Annotated in this window: 13 protein-coding genes; 7 read left to right on the top strand and 6 right to left on the bottom strand. The window is 62.9% G+C overall.

Features of this window, described 5'->3' with window-relative positions:
* The first annotated feature begins 231 nt into the window (after positions 1-231).
* The 3 genes from ACESMN_RS07495 (at position 232) to prsR (ending at position 5,267) form a co-directional block, all read left to right on the top strand.
* Complete coding sequence (locus ACESMN_RS07495; RefSeq protein WP_373052974.1) at positions 232-1,623, top strand: TIGR03013 family XrtA/PEP-CTERM system glycosyltransferase; 1,392 nt, start codon at positions 232-234, stop codon at positions 1,621-1,623.
* Positions 1,624-1,843: 220 nt separating this feature from the next.
* On the top strand, positions 1,844-3,895 hold the full coding sequence (gene prsK, locus ACESMN_RS07490; RefSeq protein WP_373052973.1) for an XrtA/PEP-CTERM system histidine kinase PrsK: 2,052 nt from the start codon (positions 1,844-1,846) through the stop codon (positions 3,893-3,895).
* Positions 3,896-3,932: 37 nt separating this feature from the next.
* On the top strand, positions 3,933-5,267 hold the full coding sequence (prsR, locus tag ACESMN_RS07485; protein ID WP_373052994.1) for a PEP-CTERM-box response regulator transcription factor: 1,335 nt from the start codon (positions 3,933-3,935) through the stop codon (positions 5,265-5,267).
* Positions 5,268-5,359: 92 nt separating this feature from the next.
* Here prsR and ACESMN_RS07480 read toward each other — a convergent pair whose 3' ends face one another.
* The gene (locus ACESMN_RS07480) at positions 5,360-5,764 is read right to left on the bottom strand and encodes a PilZ domain-containing protein (RefSeq protein WP_373052972.1); all 405 of its coding nucleotides are present in this window, start codon (positions 5,762-5,764) and stop codon (positions 5,360-5,362) included.
* Between the two features lie 929 nt (positions 5,765-6,693).
* Here ACESMN_RS07480 and ACESMN_RS07475 point away from each other — a divergent pair.
* Positions 6,694-7,281 carry a Uma2 family endonuclease gene (locus tag ACESMN_RS07475; RefSeq protein ID WP_373052971.1) on the top strand — a complete coding sequence of 196 codons (588 nt, stop codon included), beginning with the start codon at positions 6,694-6,696 and terminating at the stop codon, positions 7,279-7,281.
* An 820-nt stretch (positions 7,282-8,101) separates the two neighbouring features.
* On the opposite strand, the gene ACESMN_RS07470 is transcribed toward ACESMN_RS07475, so the two are convergent.
* Entirely contained in the window at positions 8,102-8,677 is a 576-nt protein-coding gene (locus tag ACESMN_RS07470; protein ID WP_373052970.1) for a PilZ domain-containing protein, read from the bottom strand.
* A 145-nt stretch (positions 8,678-8,822) separates the two neighbouring features.
* Positions 8,823-10,721 carry an AAA family ATPase gene (locus ACESMN_RS07465; protein ID WP_373052969.1) on the bottom strand — a complete coding sequence of 633 codons (1,899 nt, stop codon included), beginning with the start codon at positions 10,719-10,721 and terminating at the stop codon, positions 8,823-8,825.
* Between the two features lie 264 nt (positions 10,722-10,985).
* On the opposite strand from ACESMN_RS07465, the gene ACESMN_RS07460 reads away from it, so the two are divergent.
* The 3 genes from ACESMN_RS07460 (at position 10,986) to ACESMN_RS07450 (ending at position 15,205) form a co-directional block, all read left to right on the top strand.
* Positions 10,986-11,618 carry an XrtA/PEP-CTERM system exopolysaccharide export protein gene (locus ACESMN_RS07460; RefSeq protein ID WP_373052993.1) on the top strand — a complete coding sequence of 211 codons (633 nt, stop codon included), beginning with the start codon at positions 10,986-10,988 and terminating at the stop codon, positions 11,616-11,618.
* A gap of 345 nt (positions 11,619-11,963) precedes the next feature.
* Positions 11,964-13,397, top strand: coding sequence for a TIGR03016 family PEP-CTERM system-associated outer membrane protein (locus ACESMN_RS07455; RefSeq protein ID WP_373052968.1), 1,434 nt, complete (start codon positions 11,964-11,966; stop codon positions 13,395-13,397).
* A 431-nt stretch (positions 13,398-13,828) separates the two neighbouring features.
* Positions 13,829-15,205, top strand: a complete 1,377-nt coding sequence (locus tag ACESMN_RS07450; RefSeq protein ID WP_373052967.1) for a VWA domain-containing protein — start codon at positions 13,829-13,831, stop codon at positions 15,203-15,205.
* A 423-nt stretch (positions 15,206-15,628) separates the two neighbouring features.
* On the opposite strand, the gene ACESMN_RS07445 is transcribed toward ACESMN_RS07450, so the two are convergent.
* The 3 genes from ACESMN_RS07445 to ACESMN_RS07435 all read right to left on the bottom strand — a co-directional run.
* A complete protein-coding gene (locus tag ACESMN_RS07445; protein ID WP_373052966.1) occupies positions 15,629-16,492 on the bottom strand; it encodes a hypothetical protein in 864 nt (287 codons plus the stop codon).
* Complete coding sequence (locus tag ACESMN_RS07440; RefSeq protein WP_373052965.1) at positions 16,489-17,577, bottom strand: glycosyltransferase; 1,089 nt, start codon at positions 17,575-17,577, stop codon at positions 16,489-16,491. Before ACESMN_RS07440 ends, ACESMN_RS07445 begins: the two co-directional genes overlap by 4 nt.
* Positions 17,578-18,279: 702 nt before the next feature.
* Positions 18,280-19,001: hypothetical protein (locus tag ACESMN_RS07435; protein ID WP_373052964.1), on the bottom strand; the 722-nt coding region annotated here is incomplete at its 5' end.

Genomic DNA, 19,001 nt, shown 5'->3' with positions numbered 1-19,001 from the left:
AGGGCCATGGCAGCCAAAACCGTTGGCGGCCACAACATCGTGGTGAACCCCGCGCACGTCTCCATCCCCAACGGCCACCCCCCGAAACCACTTGATCCGACTTTTGTGTTAATAGATTAACACTGTAGCCTGTGTGCATCCGTTACCGTGGCATGGCAGCAACATCCGCACGATGTCGCTGCCATCGCGCGCGATAACCCGGAAGCCACGCCACAACCCTGGGGGGTACCTTTGCGGATATTCGGCCACCACGTCTCCCGTGCAGCCGTCATCCTGGCCGGTGTCGAGATCCTGCTGGTCTATGTCTGCATCAAGCTCGCGCTGTTTTTCATGGCGGACGGATTCACGACGCCCTACCTCATCCACCCGGAGGTCCTGTTCGCCGCCGTTGTGATCGTTTCGGCGCTGGGGTTGCTCGGCCTCTACGAAAAATCGGCACGCACGCTCACAATCAGCATCCGCGGCCTCGCCGACTCCCTCCGCATTGCCTTTGGCATCCTGCTGGGCGCCGCCGTACTGTGGACCCTCGCGATCCCCGCCGGTGTCCTCTCCTTCGGGTCCGGAGCACTGGTGCTCGGTGCAGGCCTCGCGGTCGCAGGGCTGCTGCTGGAGCGTCTGCTGTTCTGGCGCGCGAAGCGGCTTGATGTCTTCAGACGCCGGATGCTGGTCATCGGGACGGGACCGCAGGCCGCCACCATCGAGAAGAGTCTCGGCCATGAGGCGCCCGCGAAGGTCGCTGCGTACATCGATACCGGGGAAGGAGAGGCCACCGCACTGCCTGCCAGCCGAGTGGCAACCTTCTCAGCCGACAGGACGCTGCTCGACATCGCCGAAGATACAGGGGCGGAGGAGATCGTGGTGGCCGTCCGCGACCGGCGCGGAAGGCTCCCCGTGAAGCAGCTGCTGGAGTGCAAGCTGCAGGGCATCGAAATCACCGACATCTCCGCATTCTTCGAGCGCGAACAGCAGAAGATCCAGCTGGAATCGCTGAACGCCAGCTGGCTGATCTTTGGCAGGGGGTTTCGCCAGCACTGGTTCGGCAACGCGGTCAAGCGCGGATTCGATATCCTCTTCAGCACCGTGCTGCTCATTGTCGCCTCCCCGGTGATGCTGGGTACCGCGGTCGCGATCCGGATGGAGGGCCCCGGCCCCATCCTCTACTGGCAGACGCGGGTCGGCCGCGGCAACGAACCCTTCGAGATCTGCAAGTTCCGCAGCATGCGGACCGACGCCGAGAGCGACGGGCTCGCGCGCTGGGCGACGGGGGACGACGACCGCATCACCGGTGTCGGACGCGTGATCCGCAAGCTGCGCATCGACGAACTGCCGCAGGCCTACAACGTGCTGAAGGGCGAGATGTCCTTCGTCGGACCACGGCCGGAACGCCCCTTCTTCGTGGACCAGCTCAGCACCGAGATCCCCTATTTTCTCGCCCGGCACAGCATCCGCCCCGGCATCACCGGCTGGGCCCAGGTCCGCTACCGCTACGGCGCCTCGGTGGAGGATGCCGGGAACAAGCTGCAGTACGATCTGTACTACGTGAAGAACCACACGCTCTTCCTGGATCTGGTGATCATGCTGGAGACCGTGCGGGTGGTAATCTTCGGCCGCGGCGCGCGGTGAGGATGGCTGGGATAAACGGGGACAGATTTATTTTCCGAATCCGTGGGCCTGCTCAGCGAAGGCAAATTAATAAATCTGTCCCTATTCTGTTGATTGCCGCCGGTTGGCCTTTCGTGCGCGGTTTCGAACATCGGGCAAATGGCCCGACGAACTGCGTCGCGACCACAACAGTCCTCCAGGGCCGCCGCCCTGCCGCGCCACCACCACACAGGCCTGGGTGATGCCACTCACCGTCATCAGCTACCTCACCGCCGCGCTGGCCTTCCTGATCCTCGCAATCCTGATGCTGATCCTGTGGCGCGACCGGCCGGGCAGTATCTGGGTACTGGGGGCGGCGCTCGCTTCAGTCGCCTGGGCCTTTTTTCTGGCACTGGTTTCTTGGCTTGTACCCGACAGCTCTGTCATCTCCGGCAGTATCCTGGAGGTAGGCCGCAATGCGGGCTGGTTCGCGGTCCTGCTCTCCGTGCTTGCGATCGAAGGTAACAGGGGCTCCGGAAATACGCGTGCCCTGCGTACCTGGATCGCCCTGACGGCGGCCTTCCTGGTCGCGGTTTCGATCCCCATCGCCCTGCCCTCGTGGGCAGCCGAGGGCCGCTGGCACGGCCTCATCTTCCTGTTGATGGCCATCGCCGGACTGGTGCTGGTCGAGCAGGCCTACCGGAACACCCCTCCCCAGCGCCGCGCCGGCATCAAGCTCCTCGCCCTCGGCCTTGGCGCCATGTTTGCCTTCGATCTCTTCCTGTTCGCGGACATCGCTTTGTTTCAAGCCGTCAACAGTCCGACCCTGCAGGCCAGGGGATTGGTCAATGCGCTGGTGGTCCCGCTGATCGCAGCGTCGGTCAGCCGCCGCCCCGTGCATGCGGGAGTGCCCGTCGTCTCCCGGAAGCTACTCTTCTACACCGCGTCCCTGACCGGCGCAGGAGTCTATCTGCTGGCCGTCGGTGCCACGGGATACTACCTGCGCCAGGCCGGCGGTGAACTCGGCGCCCTGCTGCAGGTGACCCTGCTCTTCGGCGCCGCACTCGTATTGGCCCTGGTGCTGTTCTCCGGCACCTTCCGCGCTCGCCTGCGCGTCTACCTGGCCAAGCATCTGTTCAAGTATCGATACGACTATCGACACGAATGGCTGCGGTTTACCGCAACGCTGTCCCACAACGACCCGGCAGTGCCCTTCAGCGAGCGCGCCGTCCAGGCCATTGGAGAACTCGCCGAGAGCCCCGGGGGCCTCTTGTGGGTGCGGCAGAATGACGGCCGTCTGGCTCTCGACGGCGCGCTCAATCTCGAGTCGCCCAGCCATCCCCCGATGGAGAGCGACGCTCCGCTAGTCGGTTTCCTGGCAAGGACGGGCTGGGTGGTTGATCTCGAGGAATTCCGGCGCAGACCCGAAATCTACCGGGGGCTGGAGCTGCCCGCCTGGCTGCTTGAAGACGCCCGGTACTGGGCGGTGATTCCATTGCTGGGGGCCGACGGGCTGGTGGGCTTCGTGGTCCTGCTGCCACCGCTGGCTCCGCACCGGATCGACTGGGAGGAACGTGATCTCCTGAAGACCGCCGGGCGCCAGCTGGCCGTGTACGTCGCGCTCGTGCACACAGGCGAGGCTCTGCTCGAGGCCCGCCAGTTCGAAACACTCCACCGTCTGAGCGCCTTTCTAGTGCACGATCTGAAGAACGTCTCCGCACAGCTCTCGCTGATCTGTTCCAACGCCGCGCGCCACCGCGACAACCCCGAGTTCGTCGATGATGCGCTCCGGACCATCGCCAACGCACGCGACCGCCTGGAACGCACTCAGGCGCAACTGCGCAACGCGCAACCGCGGCAACCCGCCCCGCGCCAGATCATCCACCTACCCACCCTGCTGGACGAGGTGGTCGCCGCGAGCCAGCCGGGAAAACCGACTCCCCGCCTCGAGATCCGCGAACCCGCTGACGTGGAGGGGGACAGGGAGGGCCTGAAGAACGTGGTGCTGCATCTGGTGCGAAACGCCCAGGAGGCCACCCCCGGTTCCGGCCATATCGGGCTGGCCCTCTACACCGAAGACGACCGGGCCATTATTGTGGTAGAGGACAATGGCTCGGGCATCGACGAGGAGTTTCTTCACCAGCGTCTGTTCCGGCCCTTCCAGACGACCAAGGGCAACGCCGGAATGGGCATCGGCCTTTATGAGGCCCGTACGCAGATCGCAGGCATGGGCGGACGTATCGATGTGGAAAGCGAGGTCGGACGCGGCACGCGATTCACCATCGGATTGCCGATGCACCGGCACGGAACCTGAGGGCGAGGTACAAACAGTGGGCAACACCGCGGACTCCATGAAGCTGTTGATCGTCGAAGACGACGCGGGCCTGCAGAGCCAGCTGCGCTGGTGCTTCGAGGGCTACGAGGTCCTGCAGGCCCGGGACCGGTCGAGCGCGATGACAGAGGTCCGCCGCCACCAGCCCCAGCTCGTTACGCTGGATCTCGGTCTACCGCCGGATCCGGCGAATGCCGCCGAGGGCCTTGCGCTCCTCGAGGAGATCCTATCCGCCTCGCCGCACACCAAGATCGTTGTCGTTACCGGCAGCGACGACCGCGAAAACGCGCTCAGGGCCGTTGCCCAGGGCGCGTACGATTATTACGTCAAGCCGGTCGCCGCGGACGCGCTGCGGCTGATCGTCGATCGCGCGGCCCATCTCTATGAACTGGAAGAGGAAAACCGGCGCCTGTCGCAACGGGCGGAGCAGCCGCTCCAGGGGCTGATCACAGCCGACCCGGGCATGCTCAAGGTTTGCCGTATGGTCGAGCGCGTGGCCCCGTCCGACGCGACCGTGCTGCTGCTCGGCGACAGTGGTACCGGCAAGGAGATCCTCGCACGCGCGCTGCACGAACTGAGCCCCCGCAAGGGAGGACCCTTCGTCGCGATCAACTGCGCCGCGATCCCGGAAAACCTCCTGGAGAGCGAACTCTTCGGCTACGAAAAGGGGGCCTTCACCGGGGCCACCCGGCAGAGCATCGGCAAGATCGAGCACGCGCACAAAGGCACACTGTTCCTCGACGAGATCGGCGATCTGCCGATGAGTCTGCAGGCCAAGCTGTTGCGCTTCCTCCAGGAACACACCGTGGAGCGACTGGGCGGCCGCAAGGAGATCCCCGTGGACATCCGCGTGGTCGGCGCCACGAACCAGGACCTCGGACACTTGATGAGCGAGGGGGGCTTCCGCGAGGACCTCTATTACCGAATCAGCGAGATCGCGGTGCACATCCCGCCGCTGCGCGACCGGCAGGGCGACCGCAGCCTGATCGCCCACGCCCTGCTTGAGCGCTTCGTCCAGGATCAGAGCCGGCCGCGCCGGGGCTTCACCAGCGACGCGCTGCGCGCAGTCGAGGCCTACGACTGGCCAGGCAACGTCCGGGAGATGGAGAACGTGATACGGCGCGCGGTGATCATGGCCGACGGACCGAACGTGACCGCGGAAGACCTGGGTCTGGACGTTCCGTCCGAGCACGACGGGCCAATGGGCCTTCGCGCGGCGCGCGACGCGGCAGAGAGGGAGGCGGTCATCAACGCGATGAGCCATTGCAACGGCAACATCTCCAGCGCCGCCGACCTCCTCGGCGTCACCCGCCCCACGCTCTACAATCTGCTGGACAAATTCGGGCTGCGATAGGCAGACCACCGGCCAGATCTGTGGCCTCCTGCATGGGTGGAAGGGGGCAGGAGGCGAGTCCTGTGGCCGATCGGGGCCTTTTGTTCAGGCCTTCAGGCGGCTGCTGGACGGTCGGCGAACTCGAGGCCTACGCCTGCCTTGTTGCGGAAGACGACTGTGGCGTCCCGAATGCCTGCTTCTGGCAGTGCCACCCGCACCGCCGTTCCCGGGACGGGTTCCACGCCGTCGGGGACGACGCGGGCGCCGCCGGGCGAGAGATCGACCAGACGACACGGGGCTGAGCGGCCCTGGAACCACAGCTCGGTGATGCCATCGATGGGATGGCGTGCATAGCGGCGCCGGTCCCTGCCCTCGACATCGGCGCGCGGTTCACCGGCGTCCGCCCCCTGGGCGATCCAGGCACTCGCGGCATCACGGTGGCGATCGTTGATCGACGAGGCGTAGATTCTGGCCTGGGCCTCATTCGTCACGGGGGGCACGCCCAGACGCTCGATCACGGCACCCACGAACCGGGGCCAGACTTCCTCGTACTCCGACCGCTTCTCTAGTGGGCCATGCGGAAAGTTCGGTGACTATGGAGCACAGCCAGAAGGGCCGGAGCAAGGCGGGCAAGTGCAGGAATAGTGGGCCTATTTCAAACTTGCCCAACACAGCGCCGGCGCTTCTGGCGAAGCGATCTGGTACCGAACTTTACCCCTTGGGGGTCGGACCAAGGCAAGTGGTTGAATCCGTTTCAGAATCACCGGATTTTGGGGGCGAAATCGCCCTTAAACGGGCCATTTTGGGGTCGAAAACGCGGCGATCCGCGCAGCCCGGGAATGGACGCTGGCTTGCCGGCACCAAAGAATCTGGGACATCCACGTTGCTTGCGCGGTTGCTGGAACGCCCAGCCGGTGGAAAGTGGCTGTCCCAGATGTGTCGGAGCGAGCCTGCTCGCGAACGCGCCGCAGGCGCGCCAAAGGCCGAGGCTGCAACGAACGCCCATTCGCGTGCAAGGCACGCTCCCACACGGCCAGACCTGTCCCGGGAGGCGTGCCCGCCGTGGGAGCGGCCTCTGGCCGCGATTGGCCCTGGGCACCGCGCTTACTGCTGATCGCGGCTGGAAGCCGCTCCCACCACCTGCGACCGCGCTCCGTACTCGTACGCGCTCGACACGGGTTGGACCAAGCCAAACCATTGAAAAATCGATAAAGGGCTTCCAAGACGGGGCGCTTTTTGGCCTTATTCGCCCGTTTTTGGCCCCAGAATCGCCCCGCCAAGGCGCCTTGGCCGCTTCCAGGGGCTGGGGACAGATTCATCAATCTGTCCCCAGCCAGCCAACACCCAGGCGGAGCGATTTCTACACCCGTCCCGGCGGGCCTTTCAGCGTTGCACCACCGAGCGCCCTCGGCGATCATGAAGCTGCATTATTGAGAGAGCGGGCTTCATGGGACTTCCGAGACGGGATCTGGAGCATCACACGTATGGCGATTATCTCGCGTGGCCGGAGGACGTCCGCTACGAACTGATCGACGGCATCGCCTATGCGATGAGCCCGGCACCGACAGTGAGTCATCAGGAGGTCGTGCTCGAAGTTGCCCGCCAGATCGACGAACAACTGGGCGAAACGCCCTGCCGCGTACTGATTTCACCGCTCGACGTCCGGCTGCCGCGCGGTGCCGAGGCCGACGAGACCATCGATACGGTGGTCCAGCCCGATGTGCTGGTGGTCTGCGACCCCGCGCGGATCGACGAGCGCGGGGTGCGCGGCGCCCCGGACTGGATCATCGAGGTGCTCTCCCCGGCCACCGCAGCCCACGATCAGGTCAGAAAACGCGAGCTCTACGAACGCGCCGGCGTGCGCGAATACTGGCTCGTGCATCCCACCGACCGGATCGTGATCGCATATCGGTTGGAGAACGGCCGCTACGCTCGCCCGGATATCGCCGAGCTCACCGGCGAGACCGCGCCCGAGGCGATCCCGGACGTGCTCATCGACTGGGAGCGCGTCACGCGGCGGCTGCCGCCCATGTAACACCAGTGGAAACGGGGACAGATCCTTTCCGGGCCTTTCCGGGTCGGACCAAGGCAAGTGGTTGAATCCGTTTCAGAATCACCGGATTTTGGGGGCGAAATCGCCCTTAAACGGGCCATTTTGGGGTCGAAAACGCGGCGATCCGCGCAGCCCGGGAATGGACGCTGGCTTGCCGGCACCAAAGAATCTGGGACATCCACGTTGCTTGCGCGGTTGCTGGAACGCCCAGCCGGTGGAAAGTGGCTGTCCCAGATGTGTCGGAGCGAGCCTGCTCGCGAACGCGCCGCAGGCGCGCCAAAGGCCGAGGCTGCAACGAACGCCCATTCGCGTGCAAGGCACGCTCCTACACGGCCAGACCTGTCCCGGGAGGCGTGCCCGCCGTGGGAGCGGCCTCTGGCCGCGATCAGCAAAGAATCTGGGGCATCAAGCACACAGTGCGGAACATCCACTTTCCCTGGCCGGCGGGATTGGTACCCTCTTGACCGGTACTGTGCACGGTGAACGCTACCTGCAACAAGCGACGGAAGACCGCCGAACCGGTGAAAAGTGGCTGTCCCAGACGTGTGGTACTGCGCGTACCGCCTGGAGAACGGGCGCTATGGCCGGCCGGATATCGCAGAGCTCAACGGTGAGAGCGCGCCAAACGTGGTGACGGGGGTGGTGATCGAATGGGAGCGGGTCACGCGACGGTTGCCGAGGCTACCGGGGACGGGGCTCGCGGGGTAGCGTCGGCTGGCAGGGGCCGGGAGCGATTTACGAATCCGTCCCAGCTTGGGGGCGTAGTGGGCCAGATTAATAAATCTGCCCCCTTTGAATGCAATCAGGCGGCTGCTGGACGGTCGGCGAACTCGAGGCCTACGCCTGCCTTGTTGCGGAAGACGACTGTGGCGTCCCGAATGCCTGCTTCTGGCAGTGCCACCCGCACCGCCGTTCCCGGGACGGGTTCCACGCCGTCGGGGACGACGCGGGCGCCGCCGGGCGAGAGATCGACCAGACGACACGGGGCTGAGCGGCCCTGGAACCACAGCTCGGTGATGCCATCGATGGGATGGCGTGCATAGCGGCGCCGGTCCCTGCCCTCGACATCGGCGCGCGGTTCACCGGCGTCCGCCCCCTGGGCGATCCAGGCACTCGCGGCATCACGGTGGCGATCGTTGATCGACGAGGCGTAGATTCTGGCCTGGGCCTCATTCGTCACGGGGGGCACGCCCAGACGCTCGATCACGGCACCCACGAACCGGGGCCAGACTTCCTCGTACTCCGACCGCTTCTCGAGGTCAGCCAGCAGTTGTGAATCGATTTCCTGAAAGATCTTCAGGCGCGCCTCCCAGCTCGCCCTCGCGATCGCCGAGAACCAGAATTCGGCAAGCTCCTCTGCCAGTTCAGCTGCCCTCATCAGTGTTCCTCGAGACCTGGTTCACCACATGCCGCTCCTGCTGCTGGCCCGATTATGCAAGCTTCAAGTCGCGCACAGCAAGCGGCTGAAATTCACGAAGCAGGGGAGACAGATTTGAAATCTGCCGCCCGCAGGCACGAACCCTTCACCAGTCCACGGTGATCTCGACTGCCCGCTCCTCCTCCCGGCTCACTGCCTCGCCCGGACCCGGGTCGCGCGGGCCCTGGCCCTCGACCACGAGCTGTTCGGTGGCCACGCCGCGCCGGATCAGCTGATTCGCGACCGCCCGTGCGCGCTGACGCGATAACGAAAGATTGTAGTCCAGATTGCCGAAGCGGTCGGTGTAACCGATGACTTCCGCACGGGCGTCCCCGGACTCCATAAGCGCTTCCGCGACCTCGTCGAGCAGCGGCGCAAATTCGGCATCGACGGTCGTGCTGTTGACCGCGAAGAGGACCCTGCCGAAAAGCGTCCGTGTGTCCTGCGAAGCGAAGTCATCGTTGGTCGAATCCGCGTCCGGTTCCGTTAGCGGCGCCACGCCTTCCGGCGTCGCAACGGTCGGGAGCCCGCTTGTCTGTGGCGTGCCGGAATCCGGCTCGGCAACCACATCCTCTCGCTGCACCGGGTCATCACCCCCCGGACCGGACATCGGCTCCGCCCGATCCATCTCTCCCGAAGGCGGTGGCACCGCCGCCGTTCCGACCGTTTCGCCGGTATCCCGCATCAGGAAGACCGCCAGCAACACGAGCCAGGCAATCACAAGCACTGCGATCCATGGCGAGAGCCTGGACCGCGCCCTGATCAGCTCACGCCACCAGGGTATCGCCCGGTGCTGTCTGCGTTCGTCCTCTACAGGATCGTCCGACTCGGGCACGATGTGCATCGGAACCACCGGGTCCAGCGCATCGGACGCCCGGCGCCGGTCATGTTCAACCGCACGCGTCGCGGCAACAGGCTCGGATACCGGCTTCGGCTTGACTGGCCCCGGGGATGCCCTGGAGGTAGCCGACCCGGAGCGTGCCGGTGTGGCCTCGCTCACCGGCTCGGGGGACTTCGGCCTGACCGAAGGCGGATCCGCGGGCTCGGGCTCCGCGACCGCAGCAGGCCCGAACAGGCCCACATCGATTCCCGCCCACACCTCCTCGTCCGGCACCGCCTTGCGGCCATCGCGGTCCTTACGCCCGGCGCCCCGGGAGGAATCCGGCCCCTCGGCCTCGTAGTCCGGCAGTGCAAGCTCTTCCCGATGAAGGTCCCGGGTCACGGTCTCCGCATCCGCCACGCTGATCGAGTGCAACTCGCCCACGAAGCCGTGCAGCAGCAGCCGACTGCAGATCAGGTTGATGCGCCTCGGCACGCCCTTGCTGAAGCGGTAGACGATCTCCAGCACACCGGGCTCGAGGGCCGGGTCCCCCTCCCATCCCGCAAACTGCAGCCGGTGGCGCACATAGCCCACGGTCTCTTCCGGCGTCAGCGGCTCCAGCTGCCAGGACGCGATCAGACGCTGGTGCACCTGCTCCATCTCCGGCGTGCGCACGATGTCCCGCAGCGAATCCTGGCCCAGCAGCGCAATCTGCAGCAGCGGCGCACCCTCGTACTGCAGGTTCGTCAGCAGACGCAATTCCTCGAGCGCGGATGAGGCAAGATCCTGCGCCTCATCAATGATCAGCAGCGTGCGCAACCCCTTCGCGTGCTGTTCCTTGAAGTACTCGATCAGGCGCTGCAGCACCAACGCCTTCTGCGGCGACTCGAACTCGAGGCCGAAGGCATGCCCCGCCATCAGCAACAGATCCTCGGCCTCCAGCTGCGTGCTGACCAGGGTTCCGGCGACCACCTCCTTGTTCGGCAGCGTGGCAAGCAGGTCATTGACCAGTGTGGTCTTGCCCGTCCCCGGCCGCCCCGTCACCAGCACGAAGCCCTCGGCGCGGTACAGGGCGTACTGCACGTAGGCCTTCGCGCGCGCGTAGCTGCGGTGGTTGTAGCAGAAACGATGGTCGGCGCTGAGTCGGAACGGGTCCGCCTTCAGGCCGTAAAAGCCTTCATACATGGCTGAGGGGTCTCTCGTAATCCGCCGGGGCAGGCGACATTGCCCGGCAATCACCCGCAGTCTCACGGTGGCCCATGCCGGCCGTCAAGGGATCAGGTCGCACACATACATAGTACCCCTTTTATTTGATTTCCAACGCTCGCGGACTTCCATGCGCCGACGCGATGGTTCAAACTGCACGACAAGCGCGGGAAGACTTGGCTATCCTGCGGCCCGGCGTTGCAAGAACTTCAAATCCGGTAGGGAGGAACGGTAGTGAATATGATCTCGTTTCTGACCAGTCGAGTCTCCGCGACCGTGGTGCTGCTCGCGGGTGCAATCCTGCTGTTGCCTGCCTGTGCCACCGGCCCCAGCTATCCCGCATTGCCCGAAACGGCGCAGGACCAGGCCGCGCCCGACTACGTCATCGGCCCGGGCGACAACGTCCAGATCTTCGTGTGGCAGCAACCCGACCTGTCCGTGACGGTGCCGGTACGGCCGGACGGGAGGATCAACACCCCGCTCGCCGAGGACGTGGTGGCGGCTGGCAAGACGCCAACGCAGCTGGCACGCGACATGGAGCAGGAGCTCTCGGATTACGTCCGTGATCCGGTCGTCACGGTGATCGTCAGCGACATCGTCGGTCCGTACAGCCAGCAGGTCCGCGTGATCGGCCAGGCCGCCAACCCGCAGGCCATCCCCTTCCGCGAGAACATGACCGCACTGGACGTGATGATCGCCGTCGGTGGTCTGACCGAATTCGCCGCCGGGAATCAGGCCACCATCGTGCGCGCGGTGGACGGCGAGACCCGGCAATTCGGGGTTCGCCTCAATGATCTGATCAAGCGCGGCGACATCGGCGCCAATGTCCAGATGCTGCCGGGCGACATCCTGGTCATTCCGGAAACCTGGTTCTAGCTTCGGCGCCTGGATTGCTGCTCCGTGCGTCGCTCGTCTGGGCTAACGGTCATGGCGCGCGGCCACCTCCCTCGACCGTGAAAGAGGACCGTAGGATCGTAGGGTGGGCAAAACGCAGTGTGCCCACCAGACCGGCACGGCCAGGATGGTGGGCCCGCTGCGCCTGGCCCACCCTACCCCGAAGTACGGCTCGCGACGGAGGTAGAGAGGACTTTCACGCGAACGCACGGAGCATCCTTTCGTGATCAACATTTTCAGCCGAAAACGGATGGGATCGCCGGCAGCACCTGCCCGCGCCGGTTCGGGCGCCGCCCCCCTCCGGTGCCGCCATCACGGAGCGACGAGATGAACTTGAACAGGTTGTATCAAGCCGTGGCGGCCTCCGTCCTGCTGCTACCCCTCTCCACGGCCTCCATCGCTCAGACCGCGGACGGCCGCTGGGACTTCACGCCGCGGATCTCCGTGGGCCAGATCTTTTCCGACAACATCGGTCTCGCATCCAGCGGCGACGAGGAAAGCGAATCCATCAGTCGACTCGACGCCGGGTTTGCGCTCGATCGCGAGGGCGGCCGCGGGCGTGCACGGCTGGACTACAACCTGGTGGGCCTCGTCTACTACGACGACAGCGACCTGAATGACGTCTTCCAGCAGTTCGACGGCGATGCCCGGGTCGACCTCGTGCCCGGACAGTTCTTCGTGGAGGCTGACGCGAGCTTCGACCAGCGCACGCTGAACCGTGACCGACCCGGGGATATCCTGACCACCAATGTAGACCGGACTGACGTGCGGACGATCGCCGTTACGCCTGTCTACGTCCAGCGACTGGAGGACATCGCCGTCGCGGAACTGCGGTACACGTATGACCGGGTGGACTACTCCGAGGCCAGCGAGACGGACAGCGAGAGAAACCGTGTACGGGCGAGGCTGGACAGCGGCCCCATGTTCGCACGCACCGGCTGGGGCCTCACCTTCGATCGCAGCGAAGAAGACTTCGACGATGGCTCGTCCGTAACGCTTGAGAGCATCGAGGCCCTGGGGCGATTGAACATGACCGACCGCTTCAGCGTATTCGGAGCCGTCGGCGACGAACAGAACGAGTTCGACCAGGACCCGCGACGGGCCCAGCCGGATGACACCTTCTGGCGGGTCGGCGCCACCTTCGAGCCGAGCGCCCGGACCTTCATGGAAGGCTTCTTCGGCAATCGGTTCTTCGGCGACACCTTCGGCGCAACCCTGCGCCACCGGATACGCGACGGCCAACTGTTCGCGGACTACGACGAGACGCTCAGGACGGTCAATGAGCTCCGCGTGACGCCGATCCGGGACGCGGACGGAAACCTGATCTTCGACGGGGACACCGGACGGCCCATCTTCGAGCTGCCCGACGTGCGGAGCGGTGTCTACCTGAGCAAGCGATTCAGCGCGGGACTGACGATCCGACGGCCCCGAACCCGGATCGGGCTCCGTGTCTACGATGAGAGCCGCGAGTTCGAGTTGACCGACCAGGGCGAGCAGGCCCGGGGCGTGATCGGCGATGTCGCCTGGCGCCTGCGGCCACGGACACAGGCCTTCCTGTTTGTCAGGCTCGAAGAGAACACCTTCGAAGATCAGCGCGACCGTGAAGACACGCTGTTCACCACCCGGGTCGGGGTGAGCCGCGACCTGGGGCCAAACACCAGCGCCGCGATCGACTATACCTACCGGGAACTCGATTCCACCCAGGACGTCCGGGACTACACCGAAAACCGGCTGACCGCGACATTCACAAGAACCTTCTGACCGCGCATCCCGCCTGACCATTCTCGGCACCGGCATGCCCATGCAGGGCACCCGGTCCGTCACCAGAAGGCCACAACCGCCGACTTTCTGACGCTCGTCACGGTTGCCTTTCCGGGGATGAGCGAGGCTGCGCCGGCATGCAGAACCCGCAGCGGGACCTGTCCCAGGCGGGGTATAAGCGTCTGAAATCAGGGGATTGCCATGATCTGCAAGAACCGGGGCCGCGAAACCGCGGGTATACTGAGTCGTTGATCGGCCGGAGACGAACGGCCTGCACTATCTATACCCAAAGGCATCAGGATAGAAGGTATGCTTATTGCTAGGCTCCGTATCGGCGATCCATACACGTCTGCAGCGGGCTGTCTCGCCACTCTGTTTGCCGGCGATCCCGTCCGATCATCCCGCTCATCAATGGAGAAAAGAGGAACACCATGACGCTTGAATTCGGAAAGTCCAGACTCCTGCTTCCAGCGCTGCTGGCTACGTCCATCGGCCTGATCGGCTGCGGCGGCAGCAGTAGTGACAATGGGGGTGACAATGGCGGTGACAATGGCGGTGGCGGCGGCGACACGTCTGATGCCGGGATCACGGTGCTCCCGGAGCGCTTCGACTTCGGGCTGATTACGGAACCCAATCTGGATCAAGTCGAACCACAGCAGTTCGTGATCAGCAACACGGGAACGAGGTCCTACAACATCTCGAACATTCGACTGGCCGGAACCGATCCGGACAAATTCTCTTTGAACGAGCGCGGCGGAGACGAGCCCTGCGATGCGCTCCCGTTCAGCCTAAGCCCCGATGAGAGCTGCACCGTCGAGGTCGGGTTCACGCCAGGCGACGACTTCGCTGAATTCAGTGCCGCATTGTTCGTTGAGAACAATGACCCCAACCCGACAATCGCGAGGGCTCTGAGCGGAACCTTGGCGGAGATCCAATCTATCAACGTCGCGATCAACCAGGTCAATGCTTGCCCTCGCGATCCCGCCCGGGTGTTCGTGTCGGTCACGGATGACGGCGGGTTCCCCGTAACGGGGCTGCAGGCCGCCGACTTCACGCTGGCCGAGGACGGTGGAGCCGGAGGCGAATTCGGAGCTGGAGCGCAGCCCGCTGGCGCTGACACGATCGACAATGCCCCCTTTGACGTCAGCCTCTCCGCCAGCCTGGTAATGGATTACAGCGGCAGCATCGCTGATGTGCCCGAATTCAGGGTGAACATGGAGGACGCGGCAAAGGTGCTCGTGAACACCTTGGCCGATGGCGATGAGGCGGAAGTGATCAAGTACCGTAGCGTACCTCGCGTAATGCAGGAGTTCACAGAAGACGTCAATCTACTGCTGGAAGCAATTGACCGCGACCCCAACCTTGACGGGGCCACCGCTCTATACGATTCGGTGGATTTTGCAGTTGAAAGAATCAGCGTGAGAGAGAAACCGCGGAGGGCGGTCATTGCGTTGACGGATGGCGAGAACAATAACGGCGGGGCCGAACTGGAGGATGCAATCACCGCAGCCACCAATGACGATGTGCCGGTAATCACAATCGGTTTCGGCGAGGTCAACGTCGGCGATTTGCAGAGCCTGGCCGCTGACACGGGCGGGGTCTTCTATAACCCGCCGGCCTCGGATAACCTCGATGCCACCTATCAGCAGGTCGCCAATCTGCTATTCGAAGATCAGTATGTGCTCACCTACGGCTCCGAACTGCCTCCGGAGGGCGGCAAGGTCAAGGTGTCGGTGGAGTTTGAAAAGGCCACAGCCGCCATCCTGGAGGGAGACGCCGAGAAGGCCGTGCTCGCCTGTCCGGAGTAGTCATCACTTTACATAAAAACGGGCGCCCCACACAGCGCTCAGCGATCAGGCCGGCGGCGGCGCAGTCCTCCTGTTAGCCGCTGCCCGGCCTGAGGTTTTCGGGCCGACTGAGTAGGAAACCGTGTCCACAGCAAATCTCTGCGGACAACCGGTCAGCGGCCGCCGGCCAAAACCCCCGGATCAGCCGCTCAGGGGTATCGTTCTCGTTAGCGCGAAGGGACTCGACATGGGGGGGAACCGCGTTCTTGCGTGACGCATGCAACCCCAAGGGGGGATTGACCTTGAACTGCGGGGAATGATTGTGTCGAGGTGGTCTCGTTGTCTTCTCCACACGTTACCGCGCCAGAGATGCTGAAGGCCCTACCGTTTCCACTGTGTCTCGCAGACGTATCGCATTCGACTTATCTGCCAGTCTTGAGTGGACTAGCGGAAAAACCGTCTGACCAGTCTTCTAAATCGAGGCCGAAGCCGCCTCAGCGCCCCCCTTATCCCACGACGAGGCCGTGACCATTTCAGCATTATGTAGTTCAGCGGGAACACCGACCCATACCTGCTGACCTGATTCGGCTTGCTACTCCCTGCTGGAGAGAGGTCTCGCTTCGTGACTCGGAAAAACGCTTCGTCCACGGGCCACTGGTAATCCGGAAACCACGTCCAGCATCCATGAGTACTGTATAGCTCCTTCATTGTTTCTGCGATAGCCCGGTTGGTCGGCGCCCTCACAAAATCAGGATCCAGCCTCGGAACCCATTGGGAAAACAGATCCTGCGACTTTGCAGTCAGGTAATTATCGCACCACACCTCAAACCCCATTTCCTCTTGCAACGAAAGAACCGCCCTGAAGACCTGAATATGCTCCTCGTGCCCATATTCGCCCCATGGGTTGTGAGTAAGCACAACCTTGCATCCCTCTACCTGCGGTCTCAGTAGCTCTCGTAGGCTGGTGAAGTTGTCCCGATAGAGCTGTTCGGAGAAGGGCTGCGACCTGCCACGGCTATTGGAGACCTTGACACCGAATTCCACGGCCTCCGGGCTTGGCCACTTCGCCGCTTCGAACACCTCCGCCTGCGTGAGCCGCAGGAAGACGGCATGACTCAAAGGAAACTGCTTAATCGACTCCTCCCGCCCTTCGGTCCAGAGGGGCTGAGAGCGAACCTCGTGGAAGCACACAACAACCTTCGCGACACACTCTACACACGAGCTAAACCACAGAATCTCATCGTCTGGGTGAGCGACCACCAGCAACGCGTCAGCCCAATCTATCGGTAGTCCGGGGCAATTGGTCATGAATCAATCCTGAGGAACCCGCTCAAGCTCCGGGCCGATTGGTCAGCGAGGATTCGGTCTATGGCGCGTCCAAAGGACTTCTGATACTCGCTCTGCGTATGGCGTGACCGAGCGAACTCCCAGGTCCTGCGGGACATAAGTTGCAACTCATCGGCTGGCAACGCAGCAATCGCACGCACTTGCGCCTGTATCTCCTCGATCGTGTTTTGTTTTAGAACCACCCCACAACCCTCTGGAAACTCTACTCCCGATTCATAGCTGACAATGGGCAAAAGTCCCGCATGCAGACAGGTTATGACAGACCCCGCACAGCCCTCTGATGCGGAAGGATACACCACACCAATGCAGGCCTGCGCTGCGTCTTCAAACACGGTACTCGCCACGTCAACCCAACCACGGAAATCGATATTGGGCGTGTGAAAGAGCTGTTCGCTGTATAACTCGGCAAACCGTTTATCCTGTGCAACCGGGCCAAAGACAACAAGCCTACAATCAGGCATCGCAGCGAAAGCCTCCAAAACCAGATCCAGGCCTTTATGCACTGGGCCTTGGCTTCCCAGCCAAAGAAAGGTGTTCCTACATAGGTCAAAATCCTTGGTCTCTGGCCAAGAGTACGTCTTGATTGCCGGATTGGGCATCTGAAAAATCGGCTTGTCCGCATACCGATAGGTACCATAAGTGAACAGGCTTCCCTTCATTAAGACATAATCGGCGCTTTCTATTGCCCACACTTCCTCGACGCGTCGATAGCTGTTAAGGGTCTTCTTTTTGCGCTCCTGTAAATCGAGCAGCCGCCTAGAAGCCGCCGTATTGTTGAATAACCAATGCGCGATATCGAGGTCAAGAATTTTTATGCAGTCCTGTCCAACAAGGTTGGCGAGGCGCTCGAAATTAACCCTCGAGGAAACCAGAAGATCGTACTGTCTACGCGGCCGGAACACTGTATTCCGGTAGCTGATCACATCGACCCCGAAGCCGAGCTCCAAGAGGCTTTGTGCCTTTGCCAATGCCTCACCAAAGTGCGTATGAGTCGTGGGAATCGAGGAACCGGGCTTCACCAGAAACGGCTCTACGACATGAGCCATTAAAACGTACCCGCGCGCTACTCCTTTTGGTCTGAGTGGAACGCACGCGATCGCGTCCGGGTGCAGGTATCGATAAAGCAATCTCTCTGCCTTTTTCAGAGAGATAGACAATATACTGTAGAGTCTGGCCCTTAATTTGAAAGTGCGCATGCTCATTCGGTCAAACCAATTTCATGGAGTATAGGTACTGAGTAGGCCGGCGGCCGTCACAAATCTGACCGCTTTGTTAGGGGAAAAAACGCCTGAATACACAATATGGCTGCAACACCTGGCGCCACCGGGGCGAGCTGGCTGCCACGGTGGAACGGGTAACTCTCATCCCGAACCCATCCGCGCTTACCAATGAGGGACCGCCGGCACCTGAAACAGGAAGAACCATGCCGGATCCGTGCGTTGCGAGGGCTTGGATGCACAGGCGGCGATGGCGTGGGGCAAGGCCGAGGATACTCGGAAGGCGCTAGTCGACGCACGGGGGGCGCTGGCAACCGGCGTGAACCAGCATGGTCGGCAAAAGCAAGGAATTCGCGGCTGCTGAGCAGGCGCTTACCAAACGCGGTCGCACAGTCTACTCTGCATGGGCTGGCACGGCTGGAAACACGGCGCGAACGAGAACCTCAGCAGGGCAAATCATGGAATACTTCCCGGGCGGTGCCACCTCAGGCCACGTTCGCGGAGAGCGGGTCCAGAAGATCGAGGGTCAGCTCAATAGTGAACAGGCACATCGACAACCACCCCGCGATCCACCAACGGCTTGACCGCATCACTGATTGTGTTGTTCCTAATATCTTCCATCTGCATTTCCGTCAGCTCCGCATGTACGGGAAGGTAATCTTCCATTGGCGTATTGTCTTCGCGAAAATGGTTAGATGGCCAATCCAGGCGCAACTCCAAACGATCTCCATTCCATGCGCTTTTGTACAACGGATTTATATCGAGCCGACCGACAGCATGCGGCCACTGGGCAAACGAGCCCCATTCCTGGAAACGCGTCCTATCCCCCGAAACAACGACATCAATCAACGGGCTGTCGGCCAATGACCCTTTGGTCCTATCCAGTTGCTTCAGGTTGGGCCCATAGCCACGCAGATACCGCTGCAGAATCTCCTCCTCGTCCACGACCGTATGCGGCCTAGTAAACAACTGACCATACGACTCCGGAGGTATGGCAATGTTGGCGGTCAGAGCCTTGTACAGGCTGTGCCGTACCGAACTCAACACAATCAAGGCATCCGCTCGCGCCACGCGCTCAATCTCGTGAGCCAATAAGCGCTTCGGATAGATGAACTGAATCATGTTCGAGCAAACGATCGTACCCATAGCCTCGCTGGAGAAAGGGAGTCCCGCCCCCGCATCGCAACAGATAAAAGACGAATCCGGCGCAACGCGCGTTTTGGCAACCCACAACAAGAAAAAATTCAGGTCCA

The organism is Thioalkalivibrio sp., assembly GCF_041690275.1.
Classification (GTDB): Bacteria; Pseudomonadota; Gammaproteobacteria; order Ectothiorhodospirales; family Ectothiorhodospiraceae; genus Thioalkalivibrio.
The sequence above is the reverse complement of the archived record's forward strand: the minus strand, read 5'-3'. Positions and strand labels throughout refer to the sequence as shown.